Raw genomic sequence first — 22678 nt, 5'->3', positions numbered from 1 at the left:
ACCATTGCCCATTCACACCTCACTACTCACCACTCACTACTCACTACTGACCATTCACGACTCACCATCCTTTCGTATATTCGCTACAGAATATGGAGCAGGCACCGGAAACCGTTACAGAACCAGTTGTACCCAAATACAATCTCAATCCCGAGCAGGAAAAGAACGAGATTGTTAGGCATTACCGTGCCCTGTTGCGTGCACTCAGACCCAAACTGAAAAAAGGCGATAAGGAACTGGTTCGCCAGGCATTTGAAATGGCGGCTGATGCACACAAAACCATGCGCAGAAAAAGCGGCGAACCTTATATCCTCCACCCCATTGCCGTAGCCATGATCTGTGTGGAAGAGATCGGCCTGGGGGTACGAAGCACTATTTGCGCATTACTGCACGATACCGTAGAAGATACCGACATCAACCTCGACGATGTGCAGCGTGAATTCGGGAACGAGATCGCCAAGATCGTAGACGGTCTGACCAAGATCTCGAATGTGATGGACACCAATACCAGTCAGCAGGCAGAAAATTTCAAAAAGATCCTGCTTACACTTACAGATGATCCCCGGGTGATCCTGATCAAACTGGCCGACCGGCTGCATAATATGCGTACGCTCGACAGCATGAAACGGGAAAAACAGCTGAAGATCGCTTCCGAAACCGTATGGGTATATGCCCCGCTGGCACACCGGATGGGTCTGTACAATATCAAAACCGAGCTGGAAGACCTTTCCATGAAATACATGGAGCCGGAAGCTTACCGTGAGATTGCACGGAAACTATCCGAAACCAAAAGGGAACGTACCCGCTACATCAACGAATTCATCCGCCCCTTAAAGGAAAAACTGACCCAGGGCGGTTTTAATTTCGAGATCTACGGACGCCCTAAAAGCATCCACTCTATCTGGAACAAGATCAAGAAGAAATCCGTGGCTTTTGAAGAAGTGTATGATCTGTTCGCGATCCGTGTAATCCTGGATTCATCTCCTGAAAAAGAAAAAGAAGACTGCTGGAAAGTATATTCCATGATCACAGATGAATATACCCCTTCGCCTGAACGGCTGCGCGACTGGCTCAGTAACCCCAAGAATAACGGTTACGAAGCTTTGCATACCACGGTAATGGGGCCGCAGGGAAAATGGGTGGAAGTGCAGATCCGGACCAAACGGATGAATGAGATTGCCGAGAAAGGTTTGGCGGCTCACTACAAATACAAGGAAGGAAGCGCCGATGAAGACCGTTTTGATAAATGGTTTGGCCAGATCCGCGAAGTATTGAGCACGCAGGATACAGATGGGGTTGATTTTCTGCAGGATTTCAAAACATCCTTCCTCGCTGAAGAAATTTATGTATACACCCCCAAGGGAGAAGTGAAGATGCTGCCCACCGGCAGCACCGCACTGGATTTCGCTTTTTCCATTCACTCTGCCATCGGAACCAAATGTATCGGCGCCAAAGTACACCACCGGTTGGTACCCATCAGCCACAAACTGCGCAGTGGCGATCAGGTAGAGATCATCACCAGCAACAAACAGAAACCTTCAGAAGACTGGCTCGGCATTGTGGTTACGGCCAAAGCCAAAAGCAAGATCAAAGATGCCCTTCGGGAGGAAAAAAGAAAAATAGCGGAAGACGGCAAATACACCCTGCAGCGCAAAATGGATAGCATGGGCGCCGCCTATAGCCAATACAATATTGATGAACTGGTACAGTTCTACAAACTGCCCTCCCCGCTCGACCTGCATTATAAGATCGCTACCAAAGCCATTGACCTGCGGGAATTAAAGGAATTCCAGGTACTGGGAGATAAACTGGAGATCCCCAAAGCCAAACCGGTTATACAGGAACTGACCACAGAACAGATCCAGGCGAAAAATAATAACCGGAAAGATTCAGAACTGATCATTTTTGGCGAAAGCAGCGATAAAATCATGTATACCCTGGCCAAATGCTGCCACCCCATTCCGGGCGATGACGTATTTGGATTTGTGAGTACGGGTAAAGGACTGATTATCCACCGCACCAACTGTCCCAATGCGGCCCAATTGATGGCCAACTACGGCCACCGGGTGGTAAAGACCAAATGGGCCAAGAACAAAGAGATCTCCTTCCTTACCGGCCTGAAGATTATAGGACTGGATGATGTGGGCGTTATCAATAAAATCACCAATGTGATCAGTGGCGATCTGCGCATCAATATTGCCGGTCTTACCATCGAATCCCGGGAAGGGTTGTTTGAAGGAACCATCAAGGTTTTTGTGCACGACAAAGAAGAACTGGAAGAGCTGGTATTGCGGCTGAAAGAGCTGAACGGTATACAAACAGTTGATCGTTTTGAAATGGAAAATATTTCCTGACCCATTTTACACACATCCTCCGCCAACCATAAGATTTAATTCTCTGTTATTAGGTTTTACTGATAGGCATCACTTATTTTTGCCCCTGATTTAAAATCATTTTATGGTTGACGTTATTTTAGGTTTACAATGGGGAGATGAGGGAAAAGGAAAGATCGTGGATTATTTCGCTCCCAGGTATGATATCATCGCCCGTTTTCAGGGAGGCCCGAATGCAGGGCATACCTTATACGTAGAAGGCAAGAAAATGGTACTGCACCAGATTCCTTCCGGCATTTTCCACCAGGATAAGATCAATATCATCGGAAACGGTGTGGTGCTGGATCCCATCACCCTCAAAAAAGAATGCGAAGCGGTGGCGGCACATGGTGTTGATGTAAAAAAGAACCTCTTCATTTCTGAAAGAACCAATATCATCATCCCTACCCACCGGGCACTTGACAAAGCTTCTGAGCTTTCCAAGGGAGAAGGAAAGATCGGATCAACCCTGAAAGGGATTGGTCCGGCCTATATGGATAAAACCGGCCGTAATGCATTACGCGTAGGTGATATTCTCCACCCCAATTTCAAAAACCAGTATAACGAACTGCGTGCAAAACACCAGGTGCTGCTGAATAATTTTCATTTCACAGAAGATATTTCCAGCTGGGAAGCAGAGTTTTTTGAAGCACTCGAATTCCTGAAGACGCTGAATGTGATCAATTGCGAATACTTCATCAACGACCAGATCAGCAAGGGAAAAAAAGTACTGGCAGAAGGCGCACAGGGTAGTATGCTCGATATTGATTTCGGAACTTTCCCTTTTGTTACTTCTTCCAATACCATTTCTGCCGGTGTCTGCACCGGATTGGGTGTTTCGCCCAAACAGATTAATGAAGTAATGGGTGTAACCAAAGCCTATTGTACAAGGGTGGGCGGTGGTCCCTTCCCTACCGAACTCGAAGATGCTACAGGCGAAGAACTCCGCAGAATCGGCAGCGAATTCGGTGCCACTACCGGCCGTCCACGCCGTTGCGGCTGGATTGACCTGGTAGCACTCCGTTTTGCCTGCATGATCAATGGTGTAACCCAGGTAATCATGACCAAGGCTGATGTACTGGATTCTTTTGCAGAGCTGAAACTCTGTACCGCCTACAAAATCGATGGGAAAGAAACCAGAGAAGTTCCTTTCCAGATGTCGGGGGTTACGATTGAACCCGTACTGCAGTCATTCCCGGGATGGAATACAGATACTACCCAGATCAAAGAAGCCGCAGCTTTACCCAACACTATAAGTAATTATATTAACTTTATTAACAACGAGATAGGCGCTCCGGTAAAGTTTGTTTCCAATGGTCCCGGACGCGACCAGATCGTACATGTGTAAAAGTTAATTGGCATTTCGTTTGATATTGAAAAAATTATTTGGTTAATAATAAATTGCGTTGAAATTTTACGCACATAATCTTATTAGAAATATGGCACCAAAATCTGATAAGGATCCCAAATCCAAAGCAAAAACGGCACCGGCAAAAAACGCCGATGCAAAACCGTCTTCCAAAAGCAAGAAACAACTGGAAGAGGATGACGATGATTTAGAAGATGATGAGGAAGATACCAGGCCCATCAAAAAATCTGCATCCAAAGCTGCCGGCAAAAAAGCAGCCAGTGACGACGATGAGGATGATGAGGCAGACGATCTGGAAGATGATTGGGAAAAACCCGAAGAGGAAGACGAATGGGATCCCGACTTTGATGAATTTGATATCCCTAAAAGTAAAGGCAAGAAAGCTGCCGGCGGTAAAAAGAAAGGGGATGATGAGGATGATTTCAAACTGGACGAAGACTTCAAAGAATTCGACCTGTTCAATGATAAAAGTGGTGGATTTGATGATGATGAAGAAGATGATTTCTGATCATCGCCCCCAAACACGGTGAAAAGAACAACCGCCTCCTTTCCTGTACAGCATATCGATACATGTAAACAACAAATGTTGAGCTGGGTTAACCGGTTCAACATTTGTTGTTTTCTGGATAATCATCAATACAGTTCCAGCCACCCCTCTGTAGAATGCCTGGCAGCAGCCGGTGCCGTCAGTACCTTTTCTCCCACAGAAAATTTTTTCACTTCTTTACAGGAACTGTATCGTAACAACCAGGATTGGCTTTTCGGCCACCTTTCCTATGATCTGAAGAATGCAGTGGCACCTTTACACTCTTCGCACCCGGACCAGATCGGTTTCCCGGATATCTTTTTCTTCCGGCCCGAAACGGTATTGCAATTATCGGGCAATCAGTTAACCATTTCCGCCCTGCAGGAAAACCCGGAACAGATTTTCGCAGAGATTTGCAGCATAGCTTTCAATTCGGCCAGTGAATCTTCCAGCCTCGCTATACAGCCGCGTATGGCAAAAGAAGACTACCTGCAAAAAATTGAATCCATCCGCCAGCATATACAGCGGGGAGATTGTTACGAGATCAATTTCTGCCAGGAATTTTATGCAACAAACGCAGAGATCGATCCCTTATCGGTTTACCGGCAACTAACGGAGATCTCTCCCAATCCATTCGCCTGTTTTTATAAACTGGACGACAAATATGTTTTGTGTGCCAGTCCGGAGAGATACCTGCAGAAAAAAGGGAACCGGCTTCTCTCCCAACCCATCAAGGGAACTTTCAAACGAAATCTTACTGATACAGCTGCGGATGAATCTTTAAAACAGGCACTGATCAAAAGTGAAAAAGACAGGAGTGAAAATGTAATGGTGGTAGACCTTGTACGCAACGATCTGAGCCAGGTATGTAAGGAAGGTTCGGTACAGGTAGATGAACTGTTTGGCGTGTACAGCTTTCCGCAGGTGCACCAGATGATCTCTACCATTTCCGGAGAATTAAAACCGGGTTTTGGCCTGGCTGAGATCCTGCAGGCCAGTTTCCCTATGGGCAGTATGACCGGCGCACCCAAACGCCGGGTAATGGAACTGATTGAGCAATATGAAGTAACCAAAAGAGGTATTTACGCCGGTGCCATTGGTTATATCAGTCCGGATAATGATTTTGATTTTAATGTGGTCATCCGCAGTATCCTGTATAATGCTACCGCAGCGTATCTCTGTTATTTGGTGGGTGGCGGTATCACTTTTTACAGCGATGCGGAAAAGGAATATGAAGAATGTTTACTGAAAGCAGCAGCCATACAGAAAGTATTGGCTTAATGTAAACGGATTATCTGGATACCGTACTCTTCCCTTCCAGCAAAGCCCGTACAGACTCCATCAGGATACTGTTCTTCCTCGCCTCGAATACAGGAACGGCTTCTTTCGGCAAACGCAGGGGATATTTTTTGCCTTCGGCGAGTGTTTTATCAAAACCCGGGTTCCATTTGTTGAAGCGGGTAATATCCATCAGCAAGGCATTGGCAATGATTACGGAATTATAACGGCCACCAATTTCTACCACCACCGTATTGGCCAGGTCATCAGCAGATAATGACACTTCCTGCGGTTGGGTAGCAAGGGCTTTTTGTACCTGCGTTTCGTTGGCCGTCATGGTGGTCCAGCCACCACTGCCTTCGAACACATAATGAGTGGCGATGAATTTTTTAACGTGGTTACGGGTTTCTTCAGGTAAATAATATTGGAGGTCCCAAAAATCCCGGCTGCCTGATTTACGCATGGCCTGCCTTACCCTTCCCGGTCCGCCGTTGTAAGCAGCTACCACCAATAGCCAGTCGCCAAAATCGCCATATAACTCTTTCATCAGTTTGGCGGCCACATGGGTGCTTTTGTAATAATCGGTACGCTCATCCACCCCTCTTGTTTGCAAACCAAAGCGGCGGGCCTCATAATCCATCAGCTGCCAGGGTCCCACGGCACCGGCCCAGGAAACCAGGCCGGAGCTGAGGTGACTCTCAATCACACTCAGGTATTTCATTTCTTTAGGAATGCCATAGAGGGGCAATACGTTATCGTAGAGATCGAAATAGGGTTTGCCCCAGAATTTCATTTTTTCCAGCTCCTTGCCCTGTTTGCGGATATATTCCTGCACAAAAGAGACCGCCCTGGGGTTCAGCTGGGCCGCATAAGGGCGGGAAGCGTCAAAATGATTGGTTGAGAACAGGCTTTTGAAGCCGGCTTTGCCATCAAAAGCCGTGTCGGCGGTGGAAACTTCCTGTATATCCGCCTCTATAAACGACATGGTTCCCAGACTGCCCGCTACAAACGCAAACCCAACCAGAGATACTTTGGCGATAGATATATGCGAACTGATACTGATGCCGAACCACTTCATGTATAAGGATTATGATGAGGGGATTTCCTCTCCGGTGTATTATCGGAAGTGGATTTCCCGCCTACCCGGCGATAGCGGTAAGCTGCCGGGAAAGGCGAAGCAAAGATACCTCATCGAAATGAGAAGTCATTACCTGCAGGCCAAAGGGCAGGCCATTGGGGTGTTGGAACAGCGGGAGTGAAATACCGGGTATTCCTACCAGGTTGGCAAATACGGTATAGATATCGGCAAGGAACATTTCTACCGGGTCGTTGCTCTTCTCCCCGATCTTAAAAGCCGTAGCCGGAACCGTGGGTGAAATGATGGCATCGAACTCAGAAAAAATAGCCTGAGTACGTTGACTAAGTAATTGCCTAACCTGTTGAGCCTTAGTAAAATAAGCATCAAAATAGCCCGCACTCAATACAAAAGTACCCAGCATAATGCGGCGTTGTACTTCCTTGCCAAAACCCTGGCTGCGCGAGGCTTTGTATAACTCGGTCAGGTCGCCGCCGGCAATATCGGCGCGGTAACCATATCTTACCCCATCAAAGCGCGAAAGATTACTGGAAGCTTCGGCCGTGGTTAAAACATAGTAAGTTGGAACAACATGTTCAAGCAGTTCAAAATCAACTGCTTTAACCGTATGCCCCTGGTCTGTTAATTTTTTGATAAACGATTCTATGGTTTCCCGGATGGCAGGGTCCAGACCCGGATGCTCCAGGGCTTCTTTGAAATAAGCGATTTTGTATTTCTTTTCCGGATGATCCCCGGTCATCGTAGCATAAGCCGGTACTTCCCTGGCAGAAACCGTACTGTCAAAATCATCGGCACCGGCAATTACTTCCAGGGCAAGGGCGGCGTCTTCTACTGTTTTGGCAAAAATGCCGATCTGGTCAAAAGAAGAAGCATAAGCTATGAGCCCATAGCGCGAAACACGTCCGTAAGTAGGTTTTAATCCCACTACCCCACAAAAATCTGCGGGCTGTCTTACGGAACCACCAGTATCGCTTCCGAGACTGATCATACAGAGATCTGCCTGAACGGCCACAGCCGAACCACCGGATGAACCACCGGGAACCCGGCTCTCATCAACAGCATTTTTTACCGGACCGTATGCAGAATTTTCATTGCTGCTTCCCATCGCAAATTCATCGCAGTTCTGGCGGCCGATAATGATGGCACCTTCGGCCAGTAATTTATCTACGGCAGTAGCGTTATAAACGGCAGTAAAGTTTTCAAGAATTTTTGAGGCGGCTGAGAGGGGATGGCCTTTGTAACTGATCACATCTTTCAATCCCACTACCACGCCATGCAGTTTGCCGAGCGGCTGTCCCTGTTGCCGCTGCAAATCCAGTGCAGCAGCGCGTTCCAGGGCTTCGGTCTCATACACGTTGAGGAAAGCATTCAGTTGCGGACGGCTCCGGATCAACTCCAAATAACAACGAACGGCCTCCACGCAGGTGGTTTGGCCGTTCTGTAATGTTGTATGATAGTCTTTGATTGTACTGAATCGAAACAAAGCCTATAATGCTTTTGAAGGGAATAAATTACGGTTGCGTAGTGGTGGTAGTCTGGTCTTTTTCCTTCATACCTTCTTCCAGTTCTTTCTTCACATTATTCTTGGCATCGTTGAATTCACGGATACCTTTACCCAGTCCTTTCATGAACTCAGGGATCTTTCTACCGCCAAATAATACGAGAACCACTACTGCTATCAGTAATATTTCCTGAAAACCTAAATTGCCCATAAGATTGTTTTTAAGAGTTGTAAAGTTAAGGTAAAACAAATGTTGCACAACTAAATAATTCTCTGGTATAGACCGCATAAAAAAGCGGAAGTTTAGTATATCCTAAACTTCCGCCTGTAGTTATATTAGAGAAAAATCGCTTAGAAACGTTTTTCCTTGATACGGGCACTCTTACCGCTGCGCTCACGCAGGTAGTACAATTTAGCACGACGTACTTTACCAGACTTGTTCAACACGATAGAATCGATGTTGGGTGACAGGATCGGGAACAGACGCTCTACACCAACACCATCAGAGATCTTACGTACAGTGAAAGAAGCGGTTGCGCCATTTCCCTGCTGTTTGATCACATCTCCACGGAAACTCTGGATACGCTCTTTACCACCTTCTACAATCTTGTAGTTAACGGTAATATTATCACCAGCTTTGAAAGCCGGGTGGGTCTTTTTAGTTGTCAACTGATCGTGAACAAACTGAACTGCTGCGTTCATAACTTTTCTTTTTTGCGGACGGCAAAGGTAGGAGTCAACGTTTAAAAAAACAAATAAAATTGGCTTCGAGCTTTGAGCAATGAGCTGCGAGCTTGTAAAAGTCAATTTTCCAGCTTTTTAATAAATGCCATTAACATCTTCTGCTGCTCATCAACTGATTTCAATAATTTGATTATCAATTCCTTAGATCCATAACCCGTTGTTTCAGCGATCAATAGATGCGTTTCAAGTTCAAATCCCGAACCCAACGCCATTTCAAGGAATCTTTTGTACTCTTTTTCACTATTTCTGCTACTCCCTTCGGCTATATTGGCAGGAATTGATACGGCAGCACGGGTAATTTGCGAACTAAGCCCAAATTTTTCCTGTTGAGGGAAAGACTCTACCAACACAAATTACATAGTGGCGATTTCAAAACCTTTCTGCCAAACCTTTAGCTCCTTAAAGTTCCTCATATCGATTTTGTTAAATTGAAACTGAATTTACTTCAATTCAACAAAACAAAATCGCTCACAGCTAGTAGCTCACAGCCAGCAGCTTACTCCGTGCTTATCGTGCAATATTAATAGCCCTCTTCTCTCTGATCACTGTAACCTTAATCTGGCCCGGATAGGTCATTTCGGTCTGGATTTTCTGGGCTATTTCGAAGCTCAGCTTGTCGCTGTCTACGTCGGTTACCTTATCGGCTTCCACAATTACCCGCAATTCCCTACCTGCCTGAATAGCATAGGCTTTCTCTACACCGGTATAGTTAAGTGCCAGATTCTCAAGGTCTTTGATGCGCTGGAGGTACTGCTGCATGATCTCGCGGCGGGCTCCGGGGCGGGCGCCACTGATGGCGTCGCAGGCCTGGATAATGGGAGAGATCACGTATTGCATCTCCATTTCATCGTGGTGGGCACCAATGGCGTTCACTACAGCCGGGTTTTCGCCGTATTTCTCGGCTAATTTGGCTCCCAGCAGGGCGTGGGTCAGTTCGGTTTCTTCATCAGGTACTTTGCCTATATCGTGCAACAGACCGGCTCTTTTGGCCAGTTTGGGGTTCATTCCCAGCTCGGCGGCCATGATGGCGCAGAGATTGGCTGTTTCGCGGCTGTGCATCAGCAGGTTCTGACCATAAGAAGAACGGAAACGCATTTTACCTACAATACGTACCAGTTCTTTGTGCAGGCCATGAATGCCCATTTCGATCACGGTTCTTTCTCCGATCTCCATGATCTGCTCTTCCAGTTGGCGGCGGGTTTTTTCTACCACTTCCTCAATACGGGCGGGGTGAATACGGCCATCGGATACCAGGCGCTGCAAGCTTAAACGGGCAATCTCTCTTCTCAATGGATCGAAAGAAGACAGGATAATGGCTTCCGGTGTATCATCTACGATCAGGTCTACGCCGGTGGCTGCTTCAATGGCGCGGATATTACGTCCTTCCCTACCAATGATCTGGCCTTTTATTTCGTCTGTTTCGAGGTTAAATACGGTTACGGTATTCTCAATCGTTACTTCGGCAGCGGTACGCTGAATAGACTGGATCACAATCTTGCGGGCTTCTTTATTGGCCTTCAGTTTGGCGTCTTCAATGATCTCCTGCTGCAGGGTAAGGGCCTGGGAATGCGCTTCGGCTTTCAGGCTTTCGATCAACTGCGATTTGGCTTCTTCAGCGCTTAAACCGGCAATTTTCTCCAGGCGGCGTATATGCTCTTCCTGGTGTTTTTCCAGTTCGGTACGCTTATGATTCACTACTTCAATCTGGCGATTGAGGTTTTCTTTGATGGTCTCGTTCTCTTTGATCTGTTTATCGAGGGCCGCTTCTTTCTGGTTGATGGTGATATCCTTCTGCTTGGCCCTGTTTTCCAGTTCGCCCAGCTTGCGGTTCCGCTCCATTACTTCGCGGTCATACTCAGACTTCAACTGTACAAACTTCTCTTTGGCTTCCAGTTGTTTCTCCTTTTTGATCGTTTCGGCCCGGAGTTCAGCCTCTTTCAGTATGTTTTGCGCCTGTTGCTCAGCGTCTTCAACCTGTTTTTTGGTGTTTTTAGCGAAAAGGAATTTACCCGCTATAAGCCCTGCAATTAGTGTACTTGCACCAATTATTATAGATACTACTGTTTGGTCCATGTTGTTGGAATGTTTTTAAATAGTTCGCAATCATACGTTTTTCACATCTCATTTTACCGTAATAAGTAAATGATAATAGACGAAGATAATTAAATAAGTACGAAGTACGAGCGGGGAATTCTGAAGTTGTTGGGGAGGGGGCAAGTTGCTGGTTACTGGTTACAGGTTTCTGGTTAACCTGGAACTGGCAACCGGTAACCAGAAACGGGTTTCAACCCTATTGGTCGCCGGCGAGGGCCTTGTCTACCATTTTTTCGAGGGAAGCCAGTTTTTCGGCTGCTTCTGTCCATTTTACATGATCAATACCCGACTGGTTCTGTTCGGTGGCGAACCAGAGCAGTACCATCGATACATAATCCTGCATATCCTTACCTGCAAACTGGGTTTTGAACTGGGTAATCTTATCGTTGATAAGTGTAGCCGTTTTGCGGACCATTTCCTCGTCTGCGGCCTCAATTTTAAGACGGTAGCTGCGGTCGGCGATCAGTATGTTTACGGGAATCAGTTCAGACATGGGATCAGGTATTTAAGAGTGCCAGGCACTGGTCTATTTCTTTCAGATATCCATCGATGCGTTTACTGAGGGCGGCTTTTTCGGCCTCGTTCAAAGAACCGGAACCCATTTTCACCACATCCACCTGCTGCTGCAGTGATAGCACCAGGCCCTGCTTCTCTTCCGTGAGGGCGGTCTGCTTTTCCAGCTCTTTTTTCAGTTGCTGGTTCTCCTTTTGCAGCATAGCCTGTTGCTTCAGCAATTGCTGAAGTTTATCCTGGATGCTTTTTATCTGTTGCTCAAGGTTAACCATCTGATTAAAGATAAGGTCAATGCAGAAGAGTTATGCCATTTTACTGCACTTATTATTCACTTCTGCGCTGGTAATTAGGTGTTTGGATATTTTCTGCCCGATGTTATTTCCGGATCTCCGCAGCCAGGTCGTTCTCAAAACCCTGGATCAGTTTTGCGATCATGGCATCCACTTCTTTATCGGTAAGGGTTTTCTCCTCATCCGCAAAAAGAAAACTGATAGCCATGGATTTTTTATCCGCGCCGAGTTTCTCACTTTCAAACACATCAAATAAACGAACTTCTTTCAGCCTGGGCAGCTTCAGTTTTTTAACGGTCTGCTCAATCGATTCAAAACTGGTGGCACGTTTTACTACCATGGCCAGGTCGCGCTGCATCACCGGAAACTTGTTCACTTCCTTATACCGGATCCTGTTCTGGCTTACGGCTTCGAGTAACTGACCAAAATGTAGATCCAACACGTATACCGGCTGTTTGATATCGAATGACTGTAATTTTTTAGGAGATACCTGCAGCAGGGTTCCCAGTGTACGTTTACCATGCAGCACCTGCAATACCAATCCTTCGCCTTCTGCTGCTGCAAACTGCACATTATTCAATCCCGATACTTCCAGTACCGCAGCAGCCAATCCCTTCAACCGATAGAAATCGTTCGCCTTGCTTTTTTCCCGCCACCCATCTTCATGGTTGGCACCGGTAATGTATAAACAGAGATGCTCTTCTTCGGTATACTCACCCACGTTTTTGGTAAAATAGGTTTTGCCCAGTTCAAAAAACTGCAGGTGCTGGTTACGGCGGTTCAGGTTATAGGCAATCGATTCCAGGCCGGTTTCCAGCATGGAGGGACGAAGCACATTCAGTTCCTCGCTCAGGTTATTGATCATTTTCACGGTTACCGCAAGCACTTCTTCCTCAAAGTATTTGCTGTTGGTGATGGAATTGGTGAGGATCTCGGTAAAACCCTGGCCTACGAGGTAACCGGCAATCTTGTCTTTTAAAGATTCTTTCTGTCCGAGTTTTTCTACAGCCGGACTAATGGTGATGGTAGCAGGGATCTCAATATTGTCCAGTCCATCAATCCGCAGGATCTCTTCCACAATATCGGCGGGGATGCTGATATCCGGTTTGCTGTAAGGCACCGCTACCCGCAGTTCATCCTGTCCCTCACGCACGATCTCAAAACCAAGGCTGGTCAGTATTCTTTTGATGGCATCGCCATGGTAATTTTTACCGCTCAGCTTTTTGAGGTAATGGTTTTTGAGGGATACTTCCGTTTTGGGTTGCGGATCAGGATATACATCCACGATCTCGCTCGCAATGTCGCCACCGGCGATCTCTTTGATCAGCAGGGCCGCGCGTTTCAACACGTTCACGGTGTTGGAAATATCCACCCCTTTTTCAAAACGGGTGGCCGCATCGGTACGGAGTTCATGACGAACCGATGTTTTGCGGATACTGACCGGGTGAAACCAGGCACTTTCCAGAAAAATATTCTTGGTATTGGCCGTTACGCCACTTTTCAATCCCCCGAATACCCCTGCGATACACATACCTTCTTTGGCATTACAGATCATCAGGTCTTCCGCATCCAGTTTCCGCTCTTTTTCATCCAGTGTGGTGAAAGGAGTACCGGCAGGAAGGTTTTTGATGATGACTTCTCCACCGGTAATGGCATCTGCATCAAAAGCATGCAGCGGCTGACCGGTTTCGTGTAAGATGAAATTGGTAATATCTACGATATTATTGATCGAACGTAAGCCAATAGCCAGCAAACGGTTCTTCAGCCATTTGGGCGACTCGCCTACCGTAACACCGCTGATGCTTACACCGGCATACCGCGGACAGGCAACTGCATTTTCGATGGTTACTTTGATGGGTAGTGATGTATTATCTACCGTAAACCCATTTGCAAAAGGTACTTTTACACGGGTTTCGGTGATATGATGCGTTAGGTAAGCGCAAACATCTCTTGCCACACCATAATGGCTCATGGCATCCATCCGGTTGGGGGTAAGGCCGATTTCATAGATCCAGTCGGAATAAGGCTGAAAATACTCCGCCGCCGGCGAACCCACTTTGGCATCTGCGGGCAAAACAATAATACCCTCATGACTGGTACCCACGCCGATCTCATCTTCGGCGCAGATCATGCCCTGACTTTCCACGCTGCGGATTTTGGCCAGTTTCATGGTCAAAGGTTCGCCGCTTACGGGATAGATGGTGGTTCCGATGGTAGCCACCACTACTTTTTGTCCGGCAGCCACATTCGCGGCTCCGCAAACAATCTGCAGGGGTTCAGCTGCACCGGTATTTACTTTGGTCAGCTTTAATTTATCTGCATTGGGGTGCTGGCAGGTTTCCAGCACTTCGCCTATCACAAGACCGGCCAGGCCGCCTTTGATACTCTCATATTTTTCCAGGCTCTCCACTTCCAGCCCGATAGAGGTCAGGATCTTCGATAATTTCTCGGGATCCACCGCTTCGGGGAGATAATCACATAACCAATTGTAACTGATCGTCATAGTTGCTTGCTCTTTACGGGCATCAAAAATAGGTGATAAAATTTACGTAAGGCGTGAATCGTGAGTAGTGAGTGGTGAACAGGTAGGGTTTTAACTGACTACTGACTACTCACCACTCACGATTCACGCCTTATCAGTTACATCTTTTCCCCGGAAAGCCCTCTTTTTTCCTGAGAATTCTTTCTGCACAGGGCGCTGTGCATTACCCTTTGCCGGTGGCGGAAAACTTTTGATTTTGGTGGATAACTGTAGTAGTTTGTGTGAATAGGGCCGGAACGGCTGTGGATAGCCTATGAATTGGCTGTGGATGAAAATTGCCCGAAAAAATTTTCTGAGGCCACTTTCTAACCCATATATTCGCTCCCCCTTACTTCCCGGGTAACAATTCCGTAACATGGAAAAATGGCCACTGAAGTACGGGAAATGGTTTAACTAACTCCTTAAGCACTGAAGATAAAATGGATCTGACCAGCCTGAATAAAGACCGGAAAAGAAGGAAGACTTCGATAGATATGAGCAATATGGTATATGGCAAGGTACCGCCACAGGCCAAAGAACTGGAAGAAGCGGTACTGGGTGCCGTGATGCTGGAAAAAAGTGCTTTTGATACCATTTCCGAGATCATCAAACCTGAATGTTTTTATGTGGAGGCCAACCAGCTGATATACAAAGCCATGCAGGGATTGCAGCAGAAAAGCATGCCCATCGATATCCTGACCGTGGTAGAAGAACTGAAAATGCGCGAACAGCTGGATGCAGTGGGCGGCCCTTACTATGTTACCAAACTCACCAACGCCGTTGTTTCTACCGCCAATATTGATGCACACGCCAGAATCGTACTGCAGAAATTTATCCAGCGAGAGCTGATCCGCATCAGTGGCGAGATCATTGGTGATGCCTATGAAGACAGCACCGATGTATTTGACCTGCTGGATGAGAGTGAGACCAAGATGTTCAACATCACCAACAATTACCTGAAGAAGAATTTTGAAGATATCCAGAACGTACTGGCCAAAACCATTAACCGGATCGATGAACTGCGTACCAAAACAGAAGACATTTCTGGTGTACCCAGTGGTTTTCCTACGCTTGACCGCATTACCTACGGCTGGCAGCCAACGGATCTGATCATCCTGGCGGCACGTCCTTCGGTGGGTAAAACCGCTTTTGCGCTGAACCTGGCCAGAAACTCAGCCCTGCATCCTACCAAACCGGTTCCTGTGGGTTTCTTCTCGCTGGAGATGAGTGCATCGCAGTTGGTACAGCGTATCCTGAGTGCCGAGAGTGAGATCAAAATGGAAAAGATCAGCCGGGGTAAGCTGGAGAATTACGAGTACGAACAGTTGCTGACCAAGGGTATTAAAAAATTAGAAGTAGCTCCTATTTTTATCGATGATACGGCCGCATTGAACATTTTCGAGTTCCGTGCCAAAGCGAGAAGACTGGTAAACAAACATAATGTTGGTATCATCATCATCGACTACCTGCAGCTGATGAGTGGCACCGGCGACCGTGGCAGTAACCGGGAGCAGGAGATCAGTAATATCTCCCGAAACCTGAAAGCATTGGCCAAAGAACTGAACGTGCCCATCATTGCACTGAGCCAGTTAAGCCGTGCGGTGGAAACCCGTAAAGAAAGTAAAATGCCGCAGCTGAGTGACCTGCGAGAATCGGGTGCCATTGAGCAGGATGCCGATATGGTAATGTTCATCTACCGTCCGGAATACTATGAGGTGATGAACAACGAACAGGGCGAAAGCACCCATGGAGAAACCCATATCCGGATCGCCAAACACCGGAACGGCTCTCTTGAAACCATAAAACTGCGCGCCAAACTGGAAATCCAGAAATTTGAAGAGTGGGATGATAATGGCGGATTACCCGGACTGGGCAGTAACTGGAAACCGGTAGGCCCATCTACCCCTCCGGCAGCCGGTGGTGGCAGCGATAGCAGCAAACTCTTTATTCAGAAAGGCAGTAAAATGAATGGTGGCGATTTTGACGAAGGATTTGACAACGACTCGCCATTTTAACGACGTAGCAGGAACTGCGAGGTATGATCTTCGTACCTTTATGCAAATTCATTTCGTACGCAGCTATGGCATTGCCTTTTTTTTACGAACAGCAGATCTCCGGCCTTCATTCCCACTTTACCCTGAGTGAGGAAACCAGCAAACACTGCATCCAGGTATTACGGATGAAAACAGGCGCAGGCCTGCAACTCACGGATGGCTTGGGTAATCTTTACAAAGCATCGCTGCTGAGCGAAGACAAAAAAAAATCAGTGGTACTGATTAAGGAGCACCAAATCGTACACGCACCGCCCCAAAAAACAAGCATCGCTATTTCCTTACTGAAAAATGCCAGCCGCTTTGAATGGTTTCTGGAAAAAGCCACTGAAATAGGCGTAACCGAAATACAACCACTGATCAGCCAGCGAACCGAGCATCCCCGGTTCCGGGCAGACCGTATGAACGGCATCCTGATCGCCGCCATGTTACAAAGCCAGCAGGTCTGGTTACCTATACTGCATGAGCCAATGGCATTGGCAGATTGCATTAAACAATCGAACTGGCCGCAAAAACTGGTGGCGCATTGCGAAGAAGATGCGAAACAACTGATCAAAGACCTGCGCCCTTGTCCCGAAACACAGATCCTGATAGGACCGGAGGGTGATTTTACACCGGAAGAGATCCAACTGGCACTGGACCATCAGTACCTGCCTGTTAGTTTGGGTGATACCCGTTTACGGGCAGAAACCGCCGGTGTTGTGGCATCTGCTTTGCTGGTGAACAGATAAATTCTGCAGGATGTGGGTATGATGTAACAAATCCACCTGCAAATGCATGGTATCAAAAATTGTGAAGTAGTATATTCATCGAATCATGAGAAGAAATCTGTTGGGCTTATTGTTGCTGGTGCTGACCCTGCCATCCTGCAACTATTTTAAGTCGAAAAAATTGATGGCAAGGGATACGACCATTAATCATCTCACGTCGTTCAACAGTGTATTTCTGGACAGTGTACACGTAGACAGTTTTTTGCTGAAGCATCCGGAATTTAAAACATTCACAGAGCAGTTCCGTGATTTTTATACGCACCGGAATTATGAATATGCCTGGTTTGACTCATCGGGCCTGGCAGAACAGGCGCATAATTTTATCAATCTGCAAAGTAACTATATCACTGATTTTGCAGACAGCAGCATCTACAACCCGGTATTGGAAGAACTTTTTCAAAACCTGTACAGCGGTAATGTAAGACCAGCGATGGGTGACCCCAAAGTGATACAGGCAGAGTTATTATTGACGGGCCAGTTTTTCAGGTATGCAGCCAAAGTGTATAAGGGAAGTGATATTGACGCGGCGAAACTGGGCTGGTATATTCCCCGCAAAAAGATTGACCTGACCGTTTTACTGGACTCTACCCTGAAATCGCAGCTGGCAGAAGGAGAGCCTTTGGTGCCGGTGAATGCTCAGTATCAAAAACTGCAGGACCAGGTGGCCAAATACCTTGTTCTGGAAAAAAGGTTTCCCAAAGACAAGATCACACCCGTAAAAAAATCATTTAAAAAGGGAGACACTACTTACGCCATTACACAGATCAAAAAAAGATTACAGTTACTGGGTGATATGCCGGGCAGCGATACCAGTCAGCTGTTTGATACCGTTCTCGAAAATGCAGCCAAATTATTTCAACGCAGAATGGGTTTAACAGAAGACGGGGTAATTGGCAATAAAATGATCACAGAACTGAATACGCCTATCTCCTGGCGCATCAGGCAATTGCTGGTAAATATGGAAAGAGTAAGATGGATGCCTGCAGAAAGAGGCAGCCGCTTTATCCTTGTCAATATTCCGGAATACAAGTTGCATGTAATGGATAGCGGACGCCAGATAATGGATATGAATGTGATTGTAGGAACAGCAGCCAACAACACGGTTATTTTTTCAGGCAGTCTCAAATATGTAGTGTTTAGCCCTTACTGGAATGTGCCCTCCAGTATTGTGAGAAAAGAAATGCTGCCGGCTATCAGTCGTAACAGAAACTATCTTTCAAGAAATAACATGGAAATCACAGGCTACAGTGGTGGTTTACCCGAGATACGCCAGAAACCCGGCCCTACCAATGCGTTGGGATTGGTGAAATTCCTCTTCCCCAATAATTTCAATATCTATTTACACGATACTCCTAACCGCGAACTGTTCTCTTCCACTACACGTAGTTTCAGCCATGGTTGTATCCGCATCAGCGAACCCAAAAAAATGGCGGAATACCTGTTACGGGATGATCAAAGCTGGAACAGCGAGACCATTGACAGCGCCATGCACCTGGCCAAAGAGAAATGGGTAACCCTCAACAAAACTGTGCCAGTGTATGTGGTCTACTTTACTGCTTGGGTAGACAGGAGTGGTCTGCTTAATTTTCGGAATGATATTTACAAACACGATACGAAAATGGCGGAAAAATTATTCACCCGATAATCTATACTGTTATCCTGGCATGTATGCTGATTTCCGGTAGCCGTTGCGTTTTCGTAAAGAGGCATGCAATCTGTACATTTGTAAAAACAGGGTATACATGCAATTGATAGAAGTAACTGATAAAAAAACAGCCAGGGAATTTCTGGAAGTGAATGCTTTACTGAATCGTGAGAACCCGGCTTATATACGTGCATTGGATAATGAAGTGAATGATGTATTTGATCCTGCCAAAAACAAGAACTACAAATACGGCGAAACAAGGCGCTGGATTGCCAAAGACGATACGGGTAAACTGATTGGCCGGATCGCCGCTTTCACCAATACAAAATACATTAACAAGGGAACAGATTTTGCAACAGGCGGCGTAGGCTTTTTCGACAGCATCAACAACCAGTCAGTTGCCAATGCCTTATTTGACACAGCCAAACAATGGCTGCAGGAAAAGGGCATGGAAGCCATGGACGGGCCGATTAATTTCGGCGACCGTGATAAATGGTGGGGATTGATGGTAGAGGGTTTTGACAGTGAGCCCATGTATGGCATGTCTTTCAACCCACCTTATTACGAAACCCTGTTTCAACAATACGGCTTTGAGAATTATTACAACCAGTATTACTATTTCATGAATGTGGATGACCCACTGCCGCAACGGTTTCCGGAGCGGCACGCCAAATTCAAATCCAAAGCGGGTTATGAGGCCAAACACGTGAAGCTGAGCGAGCTCGATAAATACGCCGGTGATTTTGCCGCGGTGTACAATGCTGCCTGGGCACAACATGGCGAGAACAAGGAAATCACCAAAGAGCAGGTGATCAAACTCTTCTCCAAAATGAAACCCATTATGGACGAGCGTACGGTCTGGTTTGCCTATTACAAGGAGGAGCCCATTGCCATGTTCATCAATATTCCTGACCTGAACCAATACTTCAAGCATTTTAATGGCAAACTGGGATTCCTGGAAAAACTGCGTTTGCTCTGGATGAAAAAAACCGGGTATAACAAACGCTTAACCGGACTGGCATTTGGCGTAGTACCTAAATACCAGGCATTGGGCATTGATAGTTTCATGATCTACGAATGCGCCCTTTTGTTACAGGGCAAAGGCTGGTACACCCAATACGAAATGGGTTGGGCCGGCGACTGGAACCCGAAAATGATCAATATCTACAAGAGCCTGGGAGGTAGACAGAGCCGCCGCATGGTCACTTTCCGCTATCTTTTCGACAGGAATAAACCCTTTGAAAGGCATCCGGAAATGGATTATCAATAGGTCAGGGATCAGGAAGATGCCTATCAGGTAACCGACTGTCACTAAGGGTGTGCATAAAATAACCGGAAACCGGAAACCGGAAACCGAATTTGCCTCATTATCTTGCAAGCTCACTATGGAGAATAAGTTCATTGTTTCGGCCCGTAAGTACAGACCCCAGAATTTTAATACGGTGGTGGGGCAATCTCATATCACTACCACACTCAAAAATGCCATCCGCAACAACCAGCTGGCGCATGCATTTTTGTTCTGCGGTCCCAGGGGTGTGGGTAAAACCACCTGTGCCCGTATTCTGGCCAAAACCATCAACTGTACCAATCCCACTCCCGATGGCGAAGCCTGTAATGCCTGTAATAGTTGCGTTTCTTTTGATGCCGGCACATCGCTGAATATTCATGAATTGGATGCTGCGAGTAATAACTCGGTAGATGATATACGGACATTGGTAGAACAGGTACGTTTTGCACCACAGGCCGGAAAATACAAAGTGTATATCGTGGATGAGGTACACATGTTAAGTGCCAGCGCCTTTAACGCCTTCCTGAAAACGCTGGAAGAACCGCCCTCCTACGCCATTTTCATCCTGGCTACTACAGAAAAACATAAGATCTTACCAACCATTCTGAGCCGTTGCCAGATCTTCGATTTTAAACGCATCACCAATAGCGATACGGTTGATCACCTGCAGGAAATCGTAGACAAGGAAGAGATCAAGGCAGAAAAAGCCGCTTTGCAGGTAATTGCGCAGAAAAGTGAAGGCTGTATGCGCGATTCGCTGAGTATCCTCGACAAGATTGTCAGTTTTACCAATGGAACCGTTACTTACCAGAATACCCTAGAGCACCTGAATATACTGGACGAGGATTATTATTTCAAAATGCTCGAATCCATGCAGCAGCAGGATATGGCAGCGGCTATGTTGCTGTTTGACGAGATCAACCGGAAAGGATTTGAGGGAGACCTGGTATTGAACGGTTTTGCCGAATTTATCCGTAACCTGCTGGTATGCAAAGACCCCAAGTCAGCGGCTTTACTGGAAGTAGTAGAAGGCATGCGTGATAAATATGTGGCAGTGGCTTCACAAACCGGTATGTCGTACCTCGTAAGTGCGTTGAATATTCTGAACGAGTCGGAGATCAATTATAAAATGGCCCGTAACAAAAGGCTGCATGTGGAGTTAACACTGATCAAACTCAATTTTCTCCAGCAGGCCATTGACCTCTCCGTAGAAAACGGACAGGTTGTTAAAAAAAAACGGGTTGATGGTCCGATAGCTTTCCGGATCCAACCGGTGGCCCCTGTACAATTCAAACCCGCCGCCACCACACCCGCTCCTGAAGCGAAATTATACATAGAACAAAAAACGGCGCAGACAACTGCCCAAATAGCCCAACCTGTTACACCCGCTGCAACTGCCCCCACACCTGTGGCTAAACCTGTGACACGTAGTATCCCCGCTTCCGGCGGTCAGAAGAAAAATCTGCTCGAAACCCTGCGTGCCAAATATGGCGACCAATACGCTATTGAAGAGATCAAAGAAGCGGAAGTACTGAACATAGAGAAACTGCGCGAATGCTGGGACCAGTATGCGGCGCAACTGGAGAAACAACAGAAACATTCCTCGGCAGGTACGTTCAAGTCGGCCCGCTTAACTATTGAGAACGATATCCGTTTTACCATTACCGTATCGGCACTTACTTCGCAGAAATTTGTGGAGCAGGAGCGGATGATGCTGATAGACCATCTGCAAACCGCTTTCAATAACAGGGCCATCAGTTTTGATGTATTGGTAGAAGCCAGTGAGAGAGAAGATATTCCCGTTCACATGCGCCTCAACAGCAAACAGAAATTTGAACATATTGCAGAGCAGTATCCACTGGTGAAAGAGCTGAAAGAGCGGTTGAAACTGGAGATCGATTATTAATCGATCTCCAGTTTACAGATAGGTAGGTGCAAGACTTTGCTGATAGATCCTGTAAAAATCTTATCATTAAAAAATATATCCGATGCCCAAATCCACTTTGAAGTACACCAACGGGGAAGTTACGGTTGTATGGAAACCCGACGCCTGCATTCACAGTCGCATCTGCTGGACAGAACTAAGAGAAGTATTTGATCCGGTGAAGCGTCCATGGGTCAATATGGAAGGTGGTAGTACCGAACGGATTATTGAGCAGGTGCGGAAATGTCCGAGTGGTGCCTTGAGTTATTTGATGAATACACAGGAGTTAGGAGCAGAAAACAATCCCCAACCTGAAATTATAAGCGAAGCTGCACAGATAGTAAATATAGAAATCAGGCCAAACGGACCGATTCTGATCAATACCGATTGCCATATTACCCATAGCAATGGCGAAACAGAGATCAAAAAAGGAAAAACAAGCCTCTGCCGCTGTGGCGGTTCGGCTAACAAACCTTATTGCGACGGATCGCACAGGAGCAATGGATTTCAGGGGTGAGGTAGGGCGAATGGGTAATGGTGAATTGTCAATGGTGAATTGTCAATGGTGAGTAGTGAGTTGTCAGCAGGCAGTGTAGTATCTTGCGCAACCAATACTGCTCTCACGACTCACGACTCACGACTCACGACTCACGACTCACGACTCACGACTCACGACTCACGACTCACGACTCACGA

At 46.7% G+C, this 22678-nt stretch carries 19 protein-coding genes; 10 read left to right on the top strand and 9 right to left on the bottom strand.

Going from position 1 to position 22678, the window contains the following annotated elements; translation table 11 throughout:
- The first annotated feature begins 92 nt into the window (after positions 1-92).
- From AC1RNB_RS18090 to AC1RNB_RS18075, 4 genes are all read left to right on the top strand, one after another.
- Positions 93-2354, top strand: a complete 2262-nt coding sequence (locus AC1RNB_RS18090) for a RelA/SpoT family protein (RefSeq protein ID WP_493085098.1) — start codon at positions 93-95, stop codon at positions 2352-2354.
- 103 nt (positions 2355-2457) lie between these two features.
- A complete protein-coding gene (locus tag AC1RNB_RS18085) occupies positions 2458-3720 on the top strand; it encodes an adenylosuccinate synthase (protein ID WP_493085096.1) in 1263 nt (420 codons plus the stop codon).
- Positions 3721-3811: 91 nt separating this feature from the next.
- On the top strand, positions 3812-4249 hold the full coding sequence (locus AC1RNB_RS18080) for a hypothetical protein (RefSeq protein WP_493085094.1): 438 nt from the start codon (positions 3812-3814) through the stop codon (positions 4247-4249).
- Between the two features lie 18 nt (positions 4250-4267).
- Positions 4268-5548 carry an anthranilate synthase component I family protein gene (locus AC1RNB_RS18075; RefSeq protein ID WP_493085092.1) on the top strand — a complete coding sequence of 427 codons (1281 nt, stop codon included), beginning with the start codon at positions 4268-4270 and terminating at the stop codon, positions 5546-5548.
- Positions 5549-5558: 10 nt separating this feature from the next.
- On the opposite strand, the gene AC1RNB_RS18070 is transcribed toward AC1RNB_RS18075, so the two are convergent.
- The 9 genes from AC1RNB_RS18070 to pheT form a co-directional block, all read right to left on the bottom strand.
- On the bottom strand, positions 5559-6623 hold the full coding sequence (locus tag AC1RNB_RS18070; RefSeq protein ID WP_493085090.1) for a lytic transglycosylase domain-containing protein: 1065 nt from the start codon (positions 6621-6623) through the stop codon (positions 5559-5561).
- A 61-nt stretch (positions 6624-6684) separates the two neighbouring features.
- On the bottom strand, positions 6685-8124 hold the full coding sequence (gene gatA / locus AC1RNB_RS18065; protein WP_493085089.1) for an Asp-tRNA(Asn)/Glu-tRNA(Gln) amidotransferase subunit GatA: 1440 nt from the start codon (positions 8122-8124) through the stop codon (positions 6685-6687).
- A gap of 28 nt (positions 8125-8152) precedes the next feature.
- Positions 8153-8353, bottom strand: a complete 201-nt coding sequence (locus AC1RNB_RS18060) for a Sec-independent protein translocase subunit TatA/TatB (RefSeq protein ID WP_493085087.1) — start codon at positions 8351-8353, stop codon at positions 8153-8155.
- 140 nt (positions 8354-8493) lie between these two features.
- On the bottom strand, positions 8494-8844 hold the full coding sequence (rplS, locus tag AC1RNB_RS18055) for a 50S ribosomal protein L19 (protein WP_490836436.1): 351 nt from the start codon (positions 8842-8844) through the stop codon (positions 8494-8496).
- A 101-nt stretch (positions 8845-8945) separates the two neighbouring features.
- The gene (locus tag AC1RNB_RS18050) at positions 8946-9236 is read right to left on the bottom strand and encodes a four helix bundle protein (protein ID WP_493085086.1); all 291 of its coding nucleotides are present in this window, start codon (positions 9234-9236) and stop codon (positions 8946-8948) included.
- 157 nt (positions 9237-9393) lie between these two features.
- Positions 9394-10959, bottom strand: coding sequence for a ribonuclease Y (rny, locus tag AC1RNB_RS18045; RefSeq protein ID WP_493085085.1), 1566 nt, complete (start codon positions 10957-10959; stop codon positions 9394-9396).
- A gap of 217 nt (positions 10960-11176) precedes the next feature.
- A complete protein-coding gene (locus AC1RNB_RS18040; RefSeq protein WP_493085083.1) occupies positions 11177-11473 on the bottom strand; it encodes a cell division protein ZapA in 297 nt (98 codons plus the stop codon).
- Between the two features lie 4 nt (positions 11474-11477).
- Positions 11478-11765 (bottom strand): hypothetical protein, encoded by a 288-nt coding sequence (locus tag AC1RNB_RS18035; RefSeq protein WP_493085081.1) that lies wholly within the window; start codon positions 11763-11765, stop codon positions 11478-11480.
- A gap of 103 nt (positions 11766-11868) precedes the next feature.
- Positions 11869-14286, bottom strand: a complete 2418-nt coding sequence (gene pheT, locus AC1RNB_RS18030) for a phenylalanine--tRNA ligase subunit beta (protein ID WP_493085080.1) — start codon at positions 14284-14286, stop codon at positions 11869-11871.
- Between the two features lie 458 nt (positions 14287-14744).
- Between pheT and dnaB the strand changes: the two genes are divergently transcribed.
- The 6 genes from dnaB (at position 14745) to AC1RNB_RS18000 (ending at position 22499) form a co-directional block, all read left to right on the top strand.
- Positions 14745-16319, top strand: a complete 1575-nt coding sequence (dnaB, locus tag AC1RNB_RS18025; protein ID WP_493085078.1) for a replicative DNA helicase — start codon at positions 14745-14747, stop codon at positions 16317-16319.
- Positions 16320-16342: 23 nt separating this feature from the next.
- A complete protein-coding gene (locus tag AC1RNB_RS18020; protein WP_493085077.1) occupies positions 16343-17086 on the top strand; it encodes an RsmE family RNA methyltransferase in 744 nt (247 codons plus the stop codon).
- Positions 17087-17171: 85 nt separating this feature from the next.
- Positions 17172-18770 carry a L,D-transpeptidase family protein gene (locus tag AC1RNB_RS18015; RefSeq protein ID WP_493085076.1) on the top strand — a complete coding sequence of 533 codons (1599 nt, stop codon included), beginning with the start codon at positions 17172-17174 and terminating at the stop codon, positions 18768-18770.
- Positions 18771-18867: 97 nt separating this feature from the next.
- A complete protein-coding gene (locus AC1RNB_RS18010; protein WP_493085075.1) occupies positions 18868-20040 on the top strand; it encodes a hypothetical protein in 1173 nt (390 codons plus the stop codon).
- Positions 20041-20155: 115 nt separating this feature from the next.
- Entirely contained in the window at positions 20156-21964 is a 1809-nt protein-coding gene (locus AC1RNB_RS18005) for a DNA polymerase III subunit gamma/tau (RefSeq protein ID WP_493085074.1), read from the top strand.
- An 82-nt stretch (positions 21965-22046) separates the two neighbouring features.
- A complete protein-coding gene (locus tag AC1RNB_RS18000) occupies positions 22047-22499 on the top strand; it encodes a (4Fe-4S)-binding protein (RefSeq protein WP_493085072.1) in 453 nt (150 codons plus the stop codon).
- The last annotated feature ends 179 nt before the right edge of the window (positions 22500-22678 follow it).

The sequence above is a fragment of the Sediminibacterium sp. GW821-FHT12F12 genome (assembly GCF_058806635.1).
Note: the sequence above shows the minus strand (reverse complement) of the source record. Positions and strands in the feature narration are given on the sequence as shown.

What these genes read in the sequence shown, in the direction of transcription:
- pheT (WP_493085080.1), bottom strand. Translation starts at nt 14,286, where the DNA reads ATGACGATCAGTTACAATTGGTTATGTGATTATCTCCCCGAAGCGGTG.
- AC1RNB_RS18060 (WP_493085087.1), bottom strand. Translation starts at nt 8,353, where the DNA reads ATGGGCAATTTAGGTTTTCAGGAAATATTACTGATAGCAGTAGTGGTT.
- AC1RNB_RS18040 (WP_493085083.1), bottom strand. Translation starts at nt 11,473, where the DNA reads ATGTCTGAACTGATTCCCGTAAACATACTGATCGCCGACCGCAGCTAC.
- AC1RNB_RS18080 (WP_493085094.1), top strand. Translation starts at nt 3,812, where the DNA reads ATGGCACCAAAATCTGATAAGGATCCCAAATCCAAAGCAAAAACGGCA.
- AC1RNB_RS18090 (WP_493085098.1), top strand. Translation starts at nt 93, where the DNA reads ATGGAGCAGGCACCGGAAACCGTTACAGAACCAGTTGTACCCAAATAC.
- AC1RNB_RS18000 (WP_493085072.1), top strand. Translation starts at nt 22,047, where the DNA reads ATGCCCAAATCCACTTTGAAGTACACCAACGGGGAAGTTACGGTTGTA.
- AC1RNB_RS18070 (WP_493085090.1), bottom strand. Translation starts at nt 6,623, where the DNA reads ATGAAGTGGTTCGGCATCAGTATCAGTTCGCATATATCTATCGCCAAA.
- AC1RNB_RS18010 (WP_493085075.1), top strand. Translation starts at nt 18,868, where the DNA reads ATGCAATTGATAGAAGTAACTGATAAAAAAACAGCCAGGGAATTTCTG.
- AC1RNB_RS18085 (WP_493085096.1), top strand. Translation starts at nt 2,458, where the DNA reads ATGGTTGACGTTATTTTAGGTTTACAATGGGGAGATGAGGGAAAAGGA.
- AC1RNB_RS18020 (WP_493085077.1), top strand. Translation starts at nt 16,343, where the DNA reads ATGATCTTCGTACCTTTATGCAAATTCATTTCGTACGCAGCTATGGCA.
- AC1RNB_RS18035 (WP_493085081.1), bottom strand. Translation starts at nt 11,765, where the DNA reads ATGGTTAACCTTGAGCAACAGATAAAAAGCATCCAGGATAAACTTCAG.
- dnaB (WP_493085078.1), top strand. Translation starts at nt 14,745, where the DNA reads ATGGATCTGACCAGCCTGAATAAAGACCGGAAAAGAAGGAAGACTTCG.
- rny (WP_493085085.1), bottom strand. Translation starts at nt 10,959, where the DNA reads ATGGACCAAACAGTAGTATCTATAATAATTGGTGCAAGTACACTAATT.
- rplS (WP_490836436.1), bottom strand. Translation starts at nt 8,844, where the DNA reads ATGAACGCAGCAGTTCAGTTTGTTCACGATCAGTTGACAACTAAAAAG.
- AC1RNB_RS18005 (WP_493085074.1), top strand. Translation starts at nt 20,156, where the DNA reads ATGGAGAATAAGTTCATTGTTTCGGCCCGTAAGTACAGACCCCAGAAT.
- AC1RNB_RS18015 (WP_493085076.1), top strand. Translation starts at nt 17,172, where the DNA reads ATGAGAAGAAATCTGTTGGGCTTATTGTTGCTGGTGCTGACCCTGCCA.